General features: G+C 73.7%; 10 protein-coding genes. 5 read left to right on the forward strand and 5 right to left on the reverse strand.

Features of this window, described 5'->3' with window-relative positions; genetic code table 11:
* The first annotated feature begins 151 nt into the window (after window positions 1–151).
* The 3 genes from ACZ61E_RS25630 to ACZ61E_RS25640 all read left to right on the forward strand — a co-directional run bounded on the left by ACZ61E_RS25630 (window position 152) and on the right by ACZ61E_RS25640 (window position 7,433).
* Window positions 152–2,743, forward strand: a complete 2,592-nt coding sequence (locus ACZ61E_RS25630) for an amino acid adenylation domain-containing protein (RefSeq protein ID WP_469702216.1) — start codon at window positions 152–154, stop codon at window positions 2,741–2,743.
* A gap of 351 nt (window positions 2,744–3,094) precedes the next feature.
* On the forward strand, window positions 3,095–4,945 hold the full coding sequence (locus tag ACZ61E_RS25635; RefSeq protein WP_469702217.1) for an AfsR/SARP family transcriptional regulator: 1,851 nt from the start codon (window positions 3,095–3,097) through the stop codon (window positions 4,943–4,945).
* Between the two features lie 202 nt (window positions 4,946–5,147).
* A complete protein-coding gene (locus ACZ61E_RS25640) occupies window positions 5,148–7,433 on the forward strand; it encodes a M28 family peptidase (protein WP_469702218.1) in 2,286 nt (761 codons plus the stop codon).
* A 644-nt stretch (window positions 7,434–8,077) separates the two neighbouring features.
* Here ACZ61E_RS25640 and ACZ61E_RS25645 read toward each other — a convergent pair.
* The 5 genes from ACZ61E_RS25645 to ACZ61E_RS25665 form a co-directional block, all read right to left on the reverse strand.
* A complete protein-coding gene (locus ACZ61E_RS25645) occupies window positions 8,078–8,590 on the reverse strand; it encodes a hypothetical protein (protein WP_469702219.1) in 513 nt (170 codons plus the stop codon).
* Between the two features lie 73 nt (window positions 8,591–8,663).
* Window positions 8,664–9,668, reverse strand: coding sequence for a 3-oxoacyl-ACP synthase III family protein (locus ACZ61E_RS25650; protein ID WP_469702220.1), 1,005 nt, complete (start codon window positions 9,666–9,668; stop codon window positions 8,664–8,666).
* Window positions 9,669–9,683: 15 nt separating this feature from the next.
* A complete protein-coding gene (locus ACZ61E_RS25655) occupies window positions 9,684–11,879 on the reverse strand; it encodes a 2-oxo acid dehydrogenase subunit E2 (RefSeq protein WP_469702221.1) in 2,196 nt (731 codons plus the stop codon).
* A complete protein-coding gene (locus tag ACZ61E_RS25660; protein ID WP_469702222.1) occupies window positions 11,876–12,142 on the reverse strand; it encodes an acyl carrier protein in 267 nt (88 codons plus the stop codon). The genes ACZ61E_RS25655 and ACZ61E_RS25660 overlap by 4 nt, the downstream gene beginning before the upstream one ends.
* Window positions 12,130–13,146 carry a thiamine pyrophosphate-dependent dehydrogenase E1 component subunit alpha gene (locus ACZ61E_RS25665; protein ID WP_469702223.1) on the reverse strand — a complete coding sequence of 339 codons (1,017 nt, stop codon included), beginning with the start codon at window positions 13,144–13,146 and terminating at the stop codon, window positions 12,130–12,132. Before ACZ61E_RS25665 ends, ACZ61E_RS25660 begins: the two co-directional genes overlap by 13 nt.
* 297 nt (window positions 13,147–13,443) lie before the next feature.
* Between ACZ61E_RS25665 and ACZ61E_RS25670 the strand changes: the two genes are divergently transcribed.
* Together ACZ61E_RS25670 and ACZ61E_RS25675 are read left to right on the forward strand one after the other, a co-directional pair.
* Window positions 13,444–14,922, forward strand: coding sequence for an FAD-dependent monooxygenase (locus ACZ61E_RS25670; RefSeq protein ID WP_469702224.1), 1,479 nt, complete (start codon window positions 13,444–13,446; stop codon window positions 14,920–14,922).
* Between the two features lie 12 nt (window positions 14,923–14,934).
* The gene (locus ACZ61E_RS25675; protein ID WP_469702225.1) at window positions 14,935–16,269 is read left to right on the forward strand and encodes a metallophosphoesterase; all 1,335 of its coding nucleotides are present in this window, start codon (window positions 14,935–14,937) and stop codon (window positions 16,267–16,269) included.
* Window positions 16,270–16,277: the final 8 nt, after the last annotated feature.

Consider the following 16,277-nt stretch of genomic DNA (forward strand, 5'->3'; position numbering starts at 1 on the left):
GGGGAGGGGGGGGGGGGGGGGGGGGGGGGGGGGGGGGGGTGGGGGGGGTGGGTGGGGGGGGGGGGGGGGGGGGAAAAAAAAAAACCCCCCCCCCCCCCCCCCCCCCCCCCCTCCACCACGACATCACAACAGCGTCACAGGAGGCAGCGTCATGTCCGCATCCGTGCCCGCATCCGTGTCCGCGACCGCTCCGGCGGCTGTTCCCCCGCCCGTTCCGGCGGGTGTGCCCGCGGACGGCCGTCCCCGTCTCACCACCGGGGCCTGGGTGGTCGAAGGCCGGCCGGATCTGCGGGCGCTGCGGGCACGGGTCGCGGACCGGGTCGCGGACCGGGTCCCGGAGGTCCCGCTCACCGTGCACGACCTGGTGGGCGGCGGGGCGGACAGCGCGGAGTGGGGCGAGCTGGTCCGGGAGGAGACCTACGCCGCCGAGGTGGAACCGGGGCCGGCCCGGGTGCTGTTGGCCCGGCTCGGTGAGGAAAGGTTCCTCCTGGTGGTGGTCACCGAGGACCCGGTGCCGCCGGCCGCGGTGCTGCGGTGGCTGCTGACGGACGACGCCCCGTTCCCGGCGGCCGGGACCGCTCCGGAGGGTTCTTCAGCGGACCTCGCCGGGGCGGTGGGCACCGGCGGCGGGGACGCGGCGCCGGTGCCGCCGGCCGTCCTGGGCTCCGGCCGGGCCTCCGGGAACGCGCGGACCCTGTGGGTCCCGGCCGGCCCGGCCGCCGCACGGCTGCGGGCCACCGGGGTGCCCGCCGATGCGGCGCTGGCCGCCGCCGTCGCGCTGCTGCTGGTGCGCTGCGGCGAATCCCCCGGAACGGCGCTGGTCGTCGCGTCCGACAGCCCCGTGGCGGTCGCGCCGCGCCTGAGCGAGACCGAGTCCGGGGCCACCGCCCTCGGGCGGACGGTGGAGGCGGTCGCCGCCGGTGTCCCGGTTCCCCCGGGGTTCCGCGCGGCGCTCGCGGTGGCCCCCGGCGGCGAACCGGAGCCGGAGCGGATCGGCGCGTACACCGCGCTGCCGGTCCGGGTGCCGGACGCGGTGGCGCACCACGGGCTGCTGATCCTGCCGGAAGGTGACCGGCTGCGGGTCGAGCACGACACCGGTCTGTACGAGGAGTCGGCCGTCGCCACGTTCGTGGAACGCCTGCTCGCCGTGGTGGACGGACTGCTCGACGACCGGCCGGTGCACGAGCTCGACGGCGTCACCGAGCCGGAGCGGACCGCGCTCGACGGCTGGTCGCGCGGCGCCGGACAGCCCTTCCCCGAACGCTGCCTGCACACCCTGGTCGAGGAACACGCCGCACGGACCCCCGGCGCGCCGGCCGTGCTGTGCGGGGAGACCGAACTGACCTACCGTCAACTGGACGAGGACGCCAACCGGGTGGCCCGGCAGCTGCGCGCCGCCGGGGTCGGCCCCGGCCGGCTCGTGGCCCTGCTCACCGAACGCGCCGCCTGGTCGGTGACGGCCATGCTCGGCGTCCTGAAGGCGGGCGCCGCGTACGTCCCGATCGAGCCGACGTACCCGCCCGAGCGGATCCGGCACATCCTGGCGGACTCGGGGGCCGTGGCGCTGTTGGCCCGCGGGCGGCCGGAACTGTCCGTCCCGGTACCGGTTCTGCCGGCCGATGAGGCCGCCGGACTGCCCGGCACCTCCCCCGGCGTCCCGGTCACACCCGACGATCTGGCGTACGTCATCTACACGTCCGGCTCCACCGGCGAGCCGAAGGGCATCGGGGTGCACCACCGGGCGATCGTCGCGTCCACGGCGGCCCGCGCGATGGCCGGGCCGCCGCCCGGCCGGGACCTGGTGCTGCCGCCGCTGTGCTTCGACGGCGCGGCGGGCGGCATGTTCTGGGCACTGACCGCCGGCGGCGCCGTGGTGCTGCCGACCGAGACCGAGGCGCACGACCCCATGGCGCTGCGGAAGCTGCTGGATTCCGCGGCCGTCACCCATGTCCACGCGGTTCCCTCGCACTACCGGATCGTGCTCCAGGTCGCGGACAGGAGCGTGCTGGACCGCTTCTCGATGGTGGCCGTGGGTGGCGAACCGCTCAGCCCGGACATCGTCGCCGAGCATCTGCGCCTGTGTCCGGACGCGCCGCTGTTCAACGACTACGGGCCCACCGAGTGCTCGGTTTGGGCCACCACGCACCGCTGCGGCCCCGCCGAGGCCGCCGGAGCGGCGATTCCGATCGGGCATCCGGTGCCCGGTTACCGGGCGTATGTACTCGACGCCCGGCTACGGCCCGTACCGCCCGGAGTGCCGGGCGAGATCCATCTGGGCGGCCCCGGGGTGGCCCGTGGCTACCACCGGCGGCCGGCGCCGACCGCCGAGCGGTTCCTGCCGGATCCGTTCGAGCCGGGCGGGCGCCTCTACCGGACCGGGGACCGCGGGTGGTGGGGCGACGACGGCCGGCTGCGCATTCTCGGCAGGGTGGACCACCAGGTCAAAGTACGCGGGTTCAGGATCGAACTGGGCGAGGTGGAGGCGGCGGTCCGCAGACATCCGGCGGTGACCGATTGCGCCGTCGTGCTGCGGCGGGAGGAGGCGGGGGAACGGCTGATCGCGTTCGTGGTGCTGGGTGGCGGGGCGACGGCCCCGGAGTTGCGCGAGAAAATAGCAGAGACCCTTCCGGGGCCGATGCGCCCGGATCACATCACGGTGCTGCCCGAACTGCCGAGAACACCGGGCGGAAAGGTCGACGCACTGGCCCTGCGCACGATGGCGATTTCAGGCCAACGCGCATAGTTGGCGGCCGATCGAGGCACCGCCGATAGCCGACTCCACAGGACCGAACTATTCCAGCCAGTCCGCATTGTGCACAGTGCAAAGAATCCGCGCCAGTGGAAAAGTTTCTCCGAACAAAGTCCATGGTCATCAGCTAGCGGGGGTATGGACATGACGGCCGATGCTCTCCTAAAGTTCCCTGCTGGCCTGCAAATAGCGTCGGCGCCCCGGAGGATGATCTTGCCGATCCACAATGGATATTCATCTCTCAATACAGGTCACTCCCAAGAAGAACTGGACGACAATGGTCGTGACATTTTCTTTCGCATCCTGGGGCCCTTACAGGTAATCATTAACGGCAAGCCAATTCGTGTGGGCAGGAATCGCCAGCTGACGGTGCTCGCGGCCCTGCTGCTTCATGCGAACCGAATCGTCCCGGTCAATTCACTGATCGACGCCGTATGGCGCTCGGCTCCGCCGGCCACCGCCGACAAGCAGATACAGACGTGCGTCTGGCGCCTGCGCAACGCGTTCGCGGCGGCCGGGGCGCCGGTGGACCTCATCGAGACCGAGCAGGGCGGTTACCGGATCCGGCTCGGGGACGACGATCTCGACGCGCACGCTTTCGAGAAGTCCGCACGCCGGGCCCGGGAGTTGGTGGCCGTCGGCGATCTGGAGTCCGCCAGCACCGAATACCGCAGCGCCCTGGCCCTCTTCCGCGGGCAGCCGCTCGCCGACCTTTCGGGACCGCTCACCTACGCGGTGGCCGCGCACTGGGAGGAGCGCCGCTTCTCCGTTCTGGAGGAGTGGCTCGACGTGGGCCTGACCCTGGGCCGGCACGCCGAACTCATCAGTGAACTCAAACCACTCGTCGCCGAGTACCCGATGCGCGAGCGGCTGTGCGCCCAGCTGATGACCGCGCTGCACCTGTCCCAGCGCCGGGCGGAGGCACTCACCGTCTACCGCAACAACCGCCTCACCCAGATCAACAACCTCGGTCTGGAGCCGGGCCCCGGCCTTCAGGAACTGCACCAGAAGATCCTGTCCGGCGAACCGCTCGCACCGCCGCCCGCCGTGTCGTACCAGCCCTGTCCGCCCGCCAAAGTGCCAGCCCAACTGCCGCCCCGGGTGAAGGACTTCACCGGCCGGCGCGACCTGGTACACCGCATCACCTCGGACCTGGGCACGGACAACGGCTCGCGCGTGGTGGCGCTGGCGGGCTGCGGCGGCACCGGCAAGACCGCGCTCGCCATCCATGTCGGCCACAGCCTGCGGCAGCGCTTCCCGGACGGCCAGCTCTACGCCGACCTGCACGGACAGACCGACCCCGCGGCCCCGCAGGAGGTGCTGCACGGGTTCCTCGACGCGCTCGGGGTGCCCGAACAGCGCATCCCGGCGGGCCTCGCCGCCCGCGCCGCGCTGTTCCGCAGCGTCACCGCCACCAAGCGGCTGCTCATCGTGCTGGACGACGTCGCCGAGTCCACCCGGTACGAGGCCCTGCTGCCCAGCGGCGAGAGCGCGGTGCTGTGCACCGGCCGGGCCAGCCTGCTGAAGATACCGGGCCTGACCGAGTACAGCGTGGACGGACTGCCCACCGACGAGGCGCTCGACCTGCTCGCCTCCCTGGTGGGCGTGGAACGGGTCTTCGCCGAGGTCGACAGCGCCAGGCGGATCGCCGAGCTCTGCGGACACCTGCCGCTGGCCATCCGGGCAGCGGGAGCACGGCTGCGGGCCCGCCCGCGCTGCACCCTGCTCACCTTCACGGAACGTCTGGCGACCCAGCGCAACCGCATCGACGAACTCTCCATAGGCTGGCTGGACATGGGGGCGCGGCTCGCGTCCTCCCTCGACCAGCTGTCCCCCGCCGGGTACCGGCTGTGGCTCCGGCTCAGCCTGTGCGACCTGGAGTACGTCCCCGAGTGGATGGCCTCCGCCGTCTCCGACCGGCCCGGCGAGGACGCCCAGCGGCTGCTGGACACCCTGGTCAACCTGCATCTGCTGGCGGTCTCCCCCGGCGGGACGAAGGACGGCCCCACCTACGCGTTCAACCCGCTGGTCCGCGACCACGCGCGGCAGCGCGCCGCGGCGGAACTCGGTGGGGTGGCGGAGCAGGACGTGCTCGACCGCATCGAGATCGCGCTGCGACGGCGGAGCGCCGCCGGGGTGCCACGCGGATACCGGCCGAGCAAGGGACCGACGGTCTATGGCACTCAGGCGGTATGACACCGGTCCGGGCGGGACCCCGCCCGGGAGCCGGGAGACGCCGGTTCACGGCCCACCCGGCGCGGCCGGCACCGGCGACACCGGCGGCTCTGCCGGCCCGGCGGTTCCCGGCGCCGACGGGCAGACCCGTGAAAGCCCCGGCGACCACGGCACGGACCGGCGCGAACCGGCCGACGGGGGGCGGGGAGCGGGCCGTACCGGCGTGCTCCGCTGGGTGTTCCCGGTGGCCGTCGCCGCCTTCGCGGCGCTCTGTCTGTCCCTGGTGATCTGGGACGGCCGGATGCCGGCGGCACGCGGCCCGGACGCCCCCGCCGACACCTTCTCGGCCGCCCGCGCCGCCGAGCACGTACGGGAGATCGCCGCCGCCCCGCGCCCCGGCGGCTCGGCCGCGCACACGGAGGCCCGCGAGTACCTGGTGCGCACCCTCACCGGGCTGGGCATCGACACCCGGGTGCACACCGGGGCGGCGGCCTCCCACCGGCCGGACCTCTCCCCCATCGGCGCGGACTCCAGATACGCCGGTCTGCGGCTGGAGAACGTCGTCGCCCGGATCCCCGGCACCGACAGCACCCGGCCCGTCGCGCTGGTCACCCACTACGACTCCACCGAGGCGGGCCCGGGTGCCAACGACGCCGGGGTGCCGGTCTCGGTACTACTGGAGACGGCCCGCGCGCTCCGTACCGGACCACCGCCGCGCAACGACGTGCTGCTGGTGTTCACCGACGCCGAGGAGAGCGGTCTGCTCGGCGCGCAGGCCCTGGTCAACACGCCGGGCGTGCTGCCGTCCGACGCCGTGATCCTGAACTTCGAGGCCCGTGGCAGCCGCGGCCCCAGCCTGATGTTCGAAGCGGGACCCGATACCGCCTGGCTGGTGAAGACCCTCGCCGGGGAGGTGCCGGGCGCGCGGACCGACTCACTGCTCGACGCCGCGTACGACTACATGCCCAACCTCACCGACTTCACGGTGTTCCAGGAGGCCGGGCACCAGGGACTCAACCTCGCCTATCTGGACGGCTACACCCACTACCACGGGGCCACCGACACCCCGGAGCAGGTCGACCCGGCCACCGTCCAGCACCAGGGCGGGCAGGCCCTCGGCCTGGCCCGTGCGCTCGGCTCCGCCGATCTGGCGCGCACCCCGGCCGGGGACTCCGCGTACTTCCAGGCCGGCGGATGGTTCGTCTCCTATCCGCTGGGCGCGGCCCTGCCCGCCGCGCTGACCGCGGCCGGGCTCGGCCTGGTGCTGCTACTGCGGCTGCGCGCCCGGGGGCTGCTCACCATCGGCGGTGTCGGCCGCGGACTCCTCGTCGCCCTCGGCCAGTTGCTGCTGGCCGCCGGGGCCGCGTTCGCCTTGGCCCCGCTGACGGCGTCCGGGCACGCCGAGTTCGACCACTACTACGACATCGGCGGGCACGGTCCGGCCCTCGCCGGGTTCCTGCTGCTCACCCTGGCCGTCGGCGCCACGCTGGCCCTGCTCGTCCGGCGGTGGGCCGGCCCCCGCGAACAGGTGGCGGGCGCGGCGCTGCTGTGGATCCTGCTGTCCTGCGTGAGCGCGGTGGCGCTGCCGGGCGGCAGCCATGTGTTCATCTGGCCCGCGCTGGGCCTGCTGGCCGCCGCGGCCGTGCTCACCTCCCGGGCCGGGGCGACCGTGGGGGGCCGGGTGCTGGCCGCCGCGCTGGGCACGGTCCCGGCCGCGCTGCTGGTGTTCCCGCTGCTGCCGTTGCTGACCGACGCCCTGGGACTCGGTCTGGTCGCCGCTCCGGTGGCCGTCGCGGCGCTGCTCACGGCCCTGCTGCCGGGGGTGCTGCCGGGCCTGCCCCGGCTGCTGCCGGTGACCGCCGGCGTGGTGTCGGTGGCCGTACTGGCGGGCATCGCGCTGATTCCTCCGGAGCAGGAACGCGATCTGCGGGCCGACCTGGCGTACGTGTGGGACGCCGACCGGCGTACGGCCCACTGGGTCAGCGGGGCGCCGTCGGACGACTGGAGCGACCGATTCCTGCCGGCGGACGCCGAGCCCGGTTCCGTGACGGACCTCTGGCCGGGCTGGCGGGTGCCGGTACGGCGGGGCCCGGCCGAGGAGTACCCGTTGCCCGGCCCCCGGATCACCACCGAGGCTCTCGGTGGCTCGGAGGACGGGGGACGACGGGTCAGGCTGACGGCGGTCTCCGAGCGCGGCGCCGACGAGTTGGTCGTCGTCGTCAGCGGGGCGGCCGTCCGCGGCTGGTCCCTGTCCGGGGTGCCCGGAGAGTTCGCGGACGACCCGCCCGGGGACGACCCCTGGGAACTGACGATCCGTCAAGTGCCGGAGCGGGGCGTGGAGCTGGAGTTGGAGCTGGCACCGGGACCGGCGAAGGTCCGGGTCATCGACCGCACCCCGGGCCTGCCGGGACCGGCGGCCGAAGGCCCGGCCGACACCCGGGCCCCGGCCCTCGGGATCGCCTCCGTGGGCGAGGCGACGCTGGTCACGACCGAGCGCACGTTGGAGTGAGGAAGGGGCCGCGCGGGCGTGGAGGACGGGGGACCGCACCGCGGGGTCGGCGGACGGCGTACGCGGGAACGCCGCCGCGCGGGCGTCAAGACGCGGGGACGAGCGCCACGGGGTGGCAGACCCGTACTCGGGGACGAACCGCGCTGGCGTCAGCACACAGGGACGAGCAGCAGGGGGCACACCGCGTACCCGGGAGGGAACCGCGCGGGAACGCCACCGCGCGGGCGTCAACACGCGAGGTCGAGCGGCACGGAGGTGGCACACCCCCGTACGCGGGGACGAACCGCGCGGGCGTCAACACGCGAGGTCGAGCGGCACGGAGGTGGCACACCCCCGTACGCGGGAAGCCACCGCCCGGTGGGCAACACACAGGGACGAGCGGCTCGGTGCGCACCGAGCGGGTGCGCGCCGTGCCGGTGTGCGTGGCGTGTGCGGGCACATCGCCCGGGGCCCGGTCCGAGACGGACGTGGCGAACGGGACGGCGCCGGGGCCGGGGCACTGCCGTGCCGTGCGCCGCGCGGGAGCGTCCCTTCGCGCACTGGCGAGCGCCGGGGCCGTGCGCACGCCTGTGTGCCGGAGCCCGGTCGGTGGACGGGCTCCGGCACACAGGCGTGTCCTGGCGGGGACTCCCGGCGCCGGCGGGTCAGCCGGTCGCCTTGGCCGGGGACGCGGCGGGCAGGTCTTCGGCGACCTTCGCCGTCGCCTTCTTCAGCGAGGTGCACACCTGCGGGGTCATCGCCGTGGTCCGGCCGAGCCGCAGTTCCAGGCTGTTCTTCTCCCCCGTGTCCAGGAAGATCTTGCAGACGCCGTTCAGCGAACCCATCAGCATCACGGCGTCGTGGTCGCCGAAGCGCATCGTGCTCCGTTTGCCCTGCCCGGTGGCCGCGTCTTCGAGCGGCCGGTCCTTCATGGTCACCGTGAGGGTGCCGAACTCGTGGCTGTGGGCGGTGCAGCCGTCCCCGGACATCTCGCTCACCGAGGGCTGCCCGAGGTCGAACTCGACCGACACCGGCCTCAGCAGCTTGCAGGCGGGGGTGTCGGCGGAGTCGGAGGACTGCACGGACGTGTCGGGATCGGCGCCGCAGGACACCAGCCCCAGGCCGGCGCAGACCAGCGCGGCGGCCATCAGGGCGCGCCGGGCGGGGTGACGACTCATATCGTTTTACTCCGATCTGTTCGGTGGCGGGAGGGGACTCCCCGGACCGCGGGGACACGGACCGGCGGCACGGTCAGCACTGGAGGACCGTGCACGCCCAGTGCATGCCCCGGCCGTTGGCCGCGAGGGCCAGCAGGTCCCCGGACGCCAGCTCTCCGGCCTCCTCCAGCCGGGCCAGGGAGAACAGGTGGTCGGCGGCGCCGAAGTGCCCGTTCAGGGCGGCCAGTCGGGCGTTGGTCCGCTCCAGCGGCACCCCGACCAGTTCGGCCTGGGTCGCCAGTACCCGTGCGTTGTCGTTGAGCAGGAGCAGCCGGGCCAGTTCCTCCTCGTCGCAGCCGGCCTGCCGGCAGGCCCGGTGCACGGCGCGGGCGGTGCGCTCGTCGATCTCCTCGGCGTAGGCGGCCAGCCGTTCGGCGTCGTGCTCGAACTGGTCGACCACGTCCCAGGCGTCCCGTACGGCGGGGGTCTCGGTGCCGGGTACGAAGGGCTGCCGCGCGCCGCCGACGTCCATCCGGAAGAAGTCGGCGTACCGGCCGTCCGTCTCGGCGTAGGAGGAGCGCCAGCGCAGTGTGGGCGCGTCGCGTACGGCGACGGCGGCCGCGGCCCCGTCCGAGAAGAGCAGCGAGTGGGTGTCCAGCCTGTTCCAGTACGCCTCGACGGTCCGGTTGGCGCCGACGACCAGCGCCGTGCCGTAGCCGGGATGGGTGGCGAAGCGCCCCGCGACGGTGTCGAACGCGGTGACCCCGCCCACACAGCCCTGGTCGATGAGCACCGCCTCGGCCCGGCTCAGCCCGAGCGCCCACTGGACCCGGGCCGCCGCGTCCCAGTACAGATGGTCGGCGAGGTCGGTCAGGGCGAGTACGAGCAGGTCCACCTCGCGCGGGTTCACCGACTCCAGGGCGCGCCGGCCCGCTTCGACGGCGAGATCGGTGACGCTCACGTCCGGCGGGGCGCGGTGGATGTACTCGTAGCCGTACCCGAGGACACGCTCGACGTCCTCGGTGTACTCGGCCACCACGTCCTTGACGGCGGCCTCTTCGCCGAGGGCGGTACCGAAGGCGGTCAACCCGTACGCCACTGGAACTCCTCACGGTCAGTCGATGAGTTTGACGAGCTGTTCCGGGTCGTGGAGGGCGTCCGCGACGGCGCGCAGGAACCCGACCGCCTCCCGGCCGTTGACCACCCGGTGGTCGTAGGCGAGACCGAGGGTGACGACGGTGACGGGGGCGGGCACACCGTCGGCGAGGACGAGGCGGGTCAGCGGGCCGCCGATCGAGACCATGCAGAGCTGCGGCCACATGACGATCGGCTGGACGACCAGTACGCCGGGTTCCACGTTCAGCGACACGGTCAGGGAGCCACCGGACAGTTCGCGCGCGGTGAACTCACCGCGGAACGCCTGCATCCGGAAATCCATGAGGTCGTCGGAGAGATCGGCGAGGGAACGGGCGGCGCAGTCCCGCAGCACGGGGATGTAGAGGCCGTTCCCGGCGTCCACGGTGACCCCGATGTCCACGGTGTCGGCCAGTCGTACGGTCCGTTCGTCCAGCAGGGTCCCGAACAGGTGCGGGAAGGCGGGGTGCGCGCCGGCCACGGCCTTCACCACCGCCTCCGGCAGACCCACCTCGGCGCCGGTCTCGTCGGAGAGTGACCGCAGCCGGGCCAGCACGGCGTCCACCTCGACCTCGACCGCGGCGAAGGCGGCGGGTACCTCCTGGTGCGCGCGGGTGACCACGGCAGCGGTGCCCTGCTGGGCCCGGTCGAGCACATGGGTACGGGGGGCGGCCGCCGGCTCGGCGGCCACCGGCGGTACGGGGGCGGCGGCGACCGGGTTCCCCGGCGGCGTGGCGGGCGGGGCGTCGGGCAGGGCCGTCGGCGGTTCGGCGAACAGCTCGGCGAGCAGCTCGCCGATACCGACCTCGATGCCCTCGGCGGCGCGCACCCGCAGATGCCCGGCGGCCGGGGCGACGATCTCCTCGACCGCCTTGGAGGTCTCCACCTCGACCAGCGGATCGCCCTCGGCGACCTGGGCGCCGTCGTCGGCGAGCCACTGGAGCACCAGGTAGGCGGTGTCGTTGTTGTTGAGCTTGGGCACGGCGACCGGTACTCCGGCCACGGGCTCGGCCCCCTCCGGCCCGGCGGCGACCGGCCCGGCGGCGTCCGGCGTGACGGTGCCCGGGGCGGGCGGCTCCGCGACGGGGGTGGCCCGGGGCCCGGTGTCCGTCAGTGGCCCGGCGGCCGGGACGGGCGCGGCCGGCGCGCGGGGCGGCAGGGCGCGGGCCGCGGCCGACTCGATCTCGTCGGCGATGCGTTCGGCCCCGAGCAGCACCCCGGCCTCCAGGTGCGGGGCGGTCGGCACCACCGAGTCGGCCGAGGACAGCGGCAGGACGGGTGCGCGCAGCTCCGCCCAGATCCGCCCGTGCACCTGGGCGGCCATCTCGGCGCCCCAGGTACCGCCGGCGGTGCTCTCCTCCGCCACCGCGACCAGCCGGGCGGACGCGAGCAGCGGCAGGACCGGCTCCAGGTCGGGCGGGTAGAGACGGGCCGGGACCAGTACGTGCGTGGTCAGTCCGCGGCCGCGCAGCAGCCGCGCGGCCTCGATCGCCCGGTGCGCGGTCCCGCCGGGGCACATCAGCACCACGTCGGCGGGGGCCCCGTCCACGGGGGTGACGTGCGCCCAGCCGGTCGGCCCGCCGAGCAGCTCGTACCTGTGGTGCTCGTCGGCCACCCCGTCGCGGCAGACCCGCCGGGTGTAGAGGACCTTGTCCTCGAAGAGCATCGCGGGCCCGTGGTCGAGCCCCTCTGCCAGCTGCGCGTACGGGTCGTGGAACGGGCTCGTCTCGTACAGCGCCAGGTTGGGAATGCCGAGGAAGTGCTTCTGCACGCTCTGGCTGTGGGTGGGGCCGTAACCGCGGTTGCCGCCCACCGGGCAGCGCACGACGACCGGCATCGGCACCCGTTCCCCGTACATGGTCACCGACTTGGAGATCAGGTTGAGCACCTGGTCGAAGGCGAGCGCGGCGAAGTCGCCGAACATCATCTCCACGACCGCCTGGTCTCCGGCGAGGGCCAGACCGCCCGCCACGCCGGTGATGCCCGCCTCGCTGATCGGGGTGCCGAGCACCCGGTCCGGGTGGCGGGTGGACAGCCCGCGGGTCGCCTTGAAGGCGCCGCCGTACGGGTCGAGCACGTCCTCGCCGATCAGGTGCAGCGAGGGCCGTTCGTCGAACAGCCGGTGCAGGGCGCTGTTGAGCGCCTCCACCACCCGGGGCGCCGGCCGCGCGGTCACCGCGCCTCCCGCTTCTCGGCGAGGAGTCCGCGCAGGGCGCCGACGGTGCGGCAGCCGCGTACCTCACGGGCGGTGAGCTTCACACCGAAGGTCTGCTCGACCCGGGCGACGATCTGGACGTGCCGCAGGCTGGTCCAGGCAGCCGTGGTGGCGGGGCCGGTGTCGTCGGTGACCTCGGCGGCGGCCATCTGGAGCACATCGGCCACCAGGCCCGTCAGTTCGGTCGATTCCGTCGATTCGGTCGGCTCGGTCAGTTCGGCCATGAGTACTCCATCCTCGTGTCCGGGAGACCGGAGCCCGTCCAGGCGGCGGGCGGCCGTGCCTCCACCTCCCGGGCCAGCTGTTCCAGGTCGGCGCGGATCCTCGCGTCGAGTTCCCGGAACGGCTCGCCCAGCCGGTCGGTCAGCTCCCGGTGCCAGTCCTGCTCCCAGAGGCGGTCCACCTCCGCCTGCGAACGGGTGTCGTCGCCCTTGCTGTGCGGACCCAGCCGGCGGGTGGTGAACTGCACGACGGCCGGGCGGTGTTCCTCACGGACCCGGCGGACCACCGGGGCCAGCCGCTCGCGGATCTCCGGCACCTGATGGCCGGTGATCTCCAGGAAGTCGATGCCGAAGGCGGCGGCCCGGTCCGCGATCGAACCGGCCATCTGGAGCTGTGTCGGGGTGGACTGGGCGACGGCGTTGTGTTCGACGACCACCAGGACCGGCACCCGCCACAGGGCGGCCATGTTGAGCGCCTCGTACACCGCGCCCTCGCCCCAGGTGCCGTCACCGACGAAGGCGGTGGCGATCCGGCCGGACCCGACGCGCTTGCAGCGCATCCCCATGCCCACGGCCAGCGGCAGGCTCTGGCCCTGCACCCCGGTGGAGAGGTAGTTCCCGCGGCGGATGTGCTGGCTGCCGCCGACGCCCGAACACACGGCGCCGGCCCGGCCCATGATCTCCGCGAGCAGTCCGGCGGGATCGCGGAACAGCGCGAGGTAGTGGCCGTGGCCTCGGTGGTTGCTGAGCACGTGGTCGCCCGCCAGGAGCGGGGCCAGTGAGACCGGCACGTACTCCTGTCCCAGACAGGTGTGCGTGGTGCCGTTGAGCCTGCCCTCGGCGAACATCCGCAGCAGCAGGTTCTCGAAGTGACGGATGGTCAGCAGGGATTCCAGGTCCTCGGGCTCCGGGCCGGCCGGTGAACTCGCGGCGGCCGACGGCTCGGTGCCGGCCGGCGGTGCCGGGGCGGCCGGTGCGCGAAGTGGTTCCGGCGGATGCGCGGTCATGGCGGGACGCCCCCCCTGCGGGCTGGACTGCATGGACACCACCTGATCGGCCGCCACGCTAGGGCCCGCCGTTCTCAACCTGGTTCTCGAACCGCTCTCACCGGCGAACGGCCGCTCTCCGGCGCCTCTCACCTCGTTCTCACCGTGGTTGCGCCCGCCACGGACCGCCTTTTAACTGGCTGGCGTCCGGCGAGGAGCGGCTCCGCGCCGGACGTCCGGCCGCCTTGCCCTGCTGTGGCCCTGTGCGCGCCGCACCCTCCCCGTGCGGCGGGACCAGCCGATCCGAAGGAGTCTCAGATGCCGCCGTCCCCTCAGGTGCTCATCGTCGGCGGCGGACCCGCCGGGCTCGCGCTCGCCGCGGAACTGGCCGGGTTCGGTATCTCCTGTCAGGTGGTGGACAAGCGCACCCGGCGCGCCAGGCTGTCCCGGGCCTGCACGGTCGAACCCCGCACCCTGGAACTCCTCGACATGCGGGGCCGGGTGGACGACGTGCTGGCCTGGGGCCTGGAGTGCCCGCACCCCCCGCTCGGCAACGAGGACGGTTATCTGGACTACGGGCTGCTCGACACCGGCTTCCCGTTCAGCCTCTCCATACCGCAGTCGAAGACCGAGGACGCGTTGCAGATAGCCGCCGAGAAGGCGGGCGCGGTCCTGCTGCCCGGCACCGAGATGACCGGACTGTCGCAGGACGACGACGGGGTCGTGGTCGAGCTGACCGGTCCGGAGGGCCCGACGACCGTCCGGGCCCAGTACGTCGTCGGCTGCGACGGGGTCAACAGCACCGTACGCGAGGTGCTGGGGGTGGATTTCGACGGCTGGAACTACGACCAGTCGCTGATGATGGCCGACGCCCGGCTGAGCAGTCCGCCGGGACCCGCCGAGTACGCCAGGATCAACCGGCGCGGTATGGCGGCCCTGTTCCCGTTCCGGGACGGCACGTACCGGGTGATCGTGCTGGACCGGGAGAAGTTCACCGTTCCCGCGGACGAGCCGCTGACCCTGGAGGACCTCAGCGAGAGCTGCGCCGCCGTCCTGGGCCTGGACATCGGTATCACCGACCCGTTGTGGCTGTCGCGGTTCCGCAGCTCGCAGCGGCACGCCAAGCGGTACCGGGTCGGCCGGGTACTGCTCGCCGGGGACGCCGCGCACACCCACATCCCGTCCGGCGGACAGGGCCTCCAGACCGGAATCCAGGACGCGTTCAACCTGGGCTGGAAACTGCGCGCGGTGCTCGACGGGTGGGCGCCGGAGAGTCTGCTCGACTCCTACGAGGCCGAGCGCTACCCGATCGCGGCGGAGACGCTGCGCAAGACCGACCTGTCCTTCCGTTTCGAGACCTCGGACAGCCTGCCCGCCCGGCTGATACGCAAGGCCGCGATGTGGTCGATGCGGATCAAGCCGGTCCACCGGCTGAACGTGCTGCACCTGTCGGGTCTGACCCTGCGTTATCCGGCGGCGGGGCGTGACCGGTGGACGGGGCTGCGGGTGCCCGACCGGCCGCTCAAGCCGGCTCCCGGCGGTCCGGAGCGGCTCTACGAACTGTTCAGGGGCGGCGGGTTCGTACTGACGGGCACGGACGGCTGTCCGCCCGCCGCCGCCGGCTGGGAGGCCCGGCTGCGTACGGGTGTACTGGCCGAACCCCTCGGTGCCAGGTGGCCCGCGCATGTGCTGATCCGGCCCGACGGTTACGTGGCCTGGGCGGGCGCCGAGCCCGGCCGGGGGCTGACCAGGGCGCTGCGGCACTGGTGCGGTGAACCGCAGCCGATCGACCGCTGATCGGGGGCCCGGGTGTCCTCCGCGCTGTTCGTCGCGCTCGTCCTGCCGCTCCTGGCCGGTGTCCACTACTACGTGTGGCGGCGTACCGTCCGCGACACCACGACTCCCGGCTCCGCGTGGCGCCGGGGCGGCACCGTTGTGATCGTGCTGCTGGGGGTACTGCTGGTGGCCGCGCCGCCCGGCGAGCGTGCGCTGCCCGCGCCGCTGGCGACGGCTGTCGGCTGGCCCGGCTTCGTGTGGATGGCCGGGATCCTCTATCTGGCCCTGGCGCTGCTGGTCGGTGAGGTGGCGCGGGTGTTCCTGCTGCGGGCGGAACGGCGCCGGGCGACCGCCGCGGTCACGGTGCCCGCGGCGCCCGGTGCGCTATCCGTGGCCGGCCCGGCGCCGGCGCCCCGTACGGACTCCGTGCCGACTTCGGACACCCCCGGGCCCGGGTCGGAGCGCGAGGCCGGTTCCGAATCCGAATCCGAATCCGAATCGGCGTCCGCGTCCCGGTCCATGTCCGGGGCCGAACTCGACCCCTCCCGGCGGCTGTTCGTCGGCCGGGCCGTCGCCCTGGCCTCCGGGGCCGTCGCCGGCGCGACCGTGGGGTACGGCGCCTACACGGCGCTCGGCCCTCCGAGCGTCAAGCACCTGACCGTGCCGCTCGCGAAGCTCGACCCGGCGGCCCACGGGTTCCGGATCGCCCTGATCAGCGACATCCATCTGAACGTGCTGGTGGGCCGGGACCGCACCAGGCAGTTGGTCGACCTCCTCAACGGCACCGAACCGGACCTGGTGGCGCTCGTCGGCGATCTCGTGGAGGACGCCGACGTGGCCGACCAGGGACGGGCCGCCGAACCGCTCGCGGACCTGCGGGCCCGCCACGGCGCGTTCTTCGTCACCGGCAACCACGAGTTCTACTCGGGCGCCGACCAGTGGGTCCGGTTCGTGGAGGGCGTCGGGCTGCGCACGCTGCGCAACGAGCGGGTCGCGCTGCCCGGCTTCGACCTGGCCGGGGTCGAGGACGAGAGCGGCGCCGAGCACGGTGACGGCCCGGACTACGAGGCCGCGCTGGGCGGACGCGACCGGGACCGGGCCGTCGTACTCCTCGCCCACCAGCCGGGACAGGTCGACGAGGCCGCCCGGTACGGGGTGGACCTCCAGCTCTCCGGCCACACCCACGGCGGCCAGCTCTGGCCGTTCAACCAGCTCATGGGGCTGGCCGAGCCGAACGTGGCCGGGCTGAGCCGGCACGGGGACACCCTGCTCTACGTGACCCGGGGCACCGGCTTCTGGGGGCCGCCGGTCCGGCTGGGCGCCGAACCGGACATCACCGTGGTGGAACTGACCTCGCCCCGCGCCTGACCGCGTAC

The sequence above is a fragment of the Streptomyces sp. NPDC104581 genome, assembly GCF_055583685.1.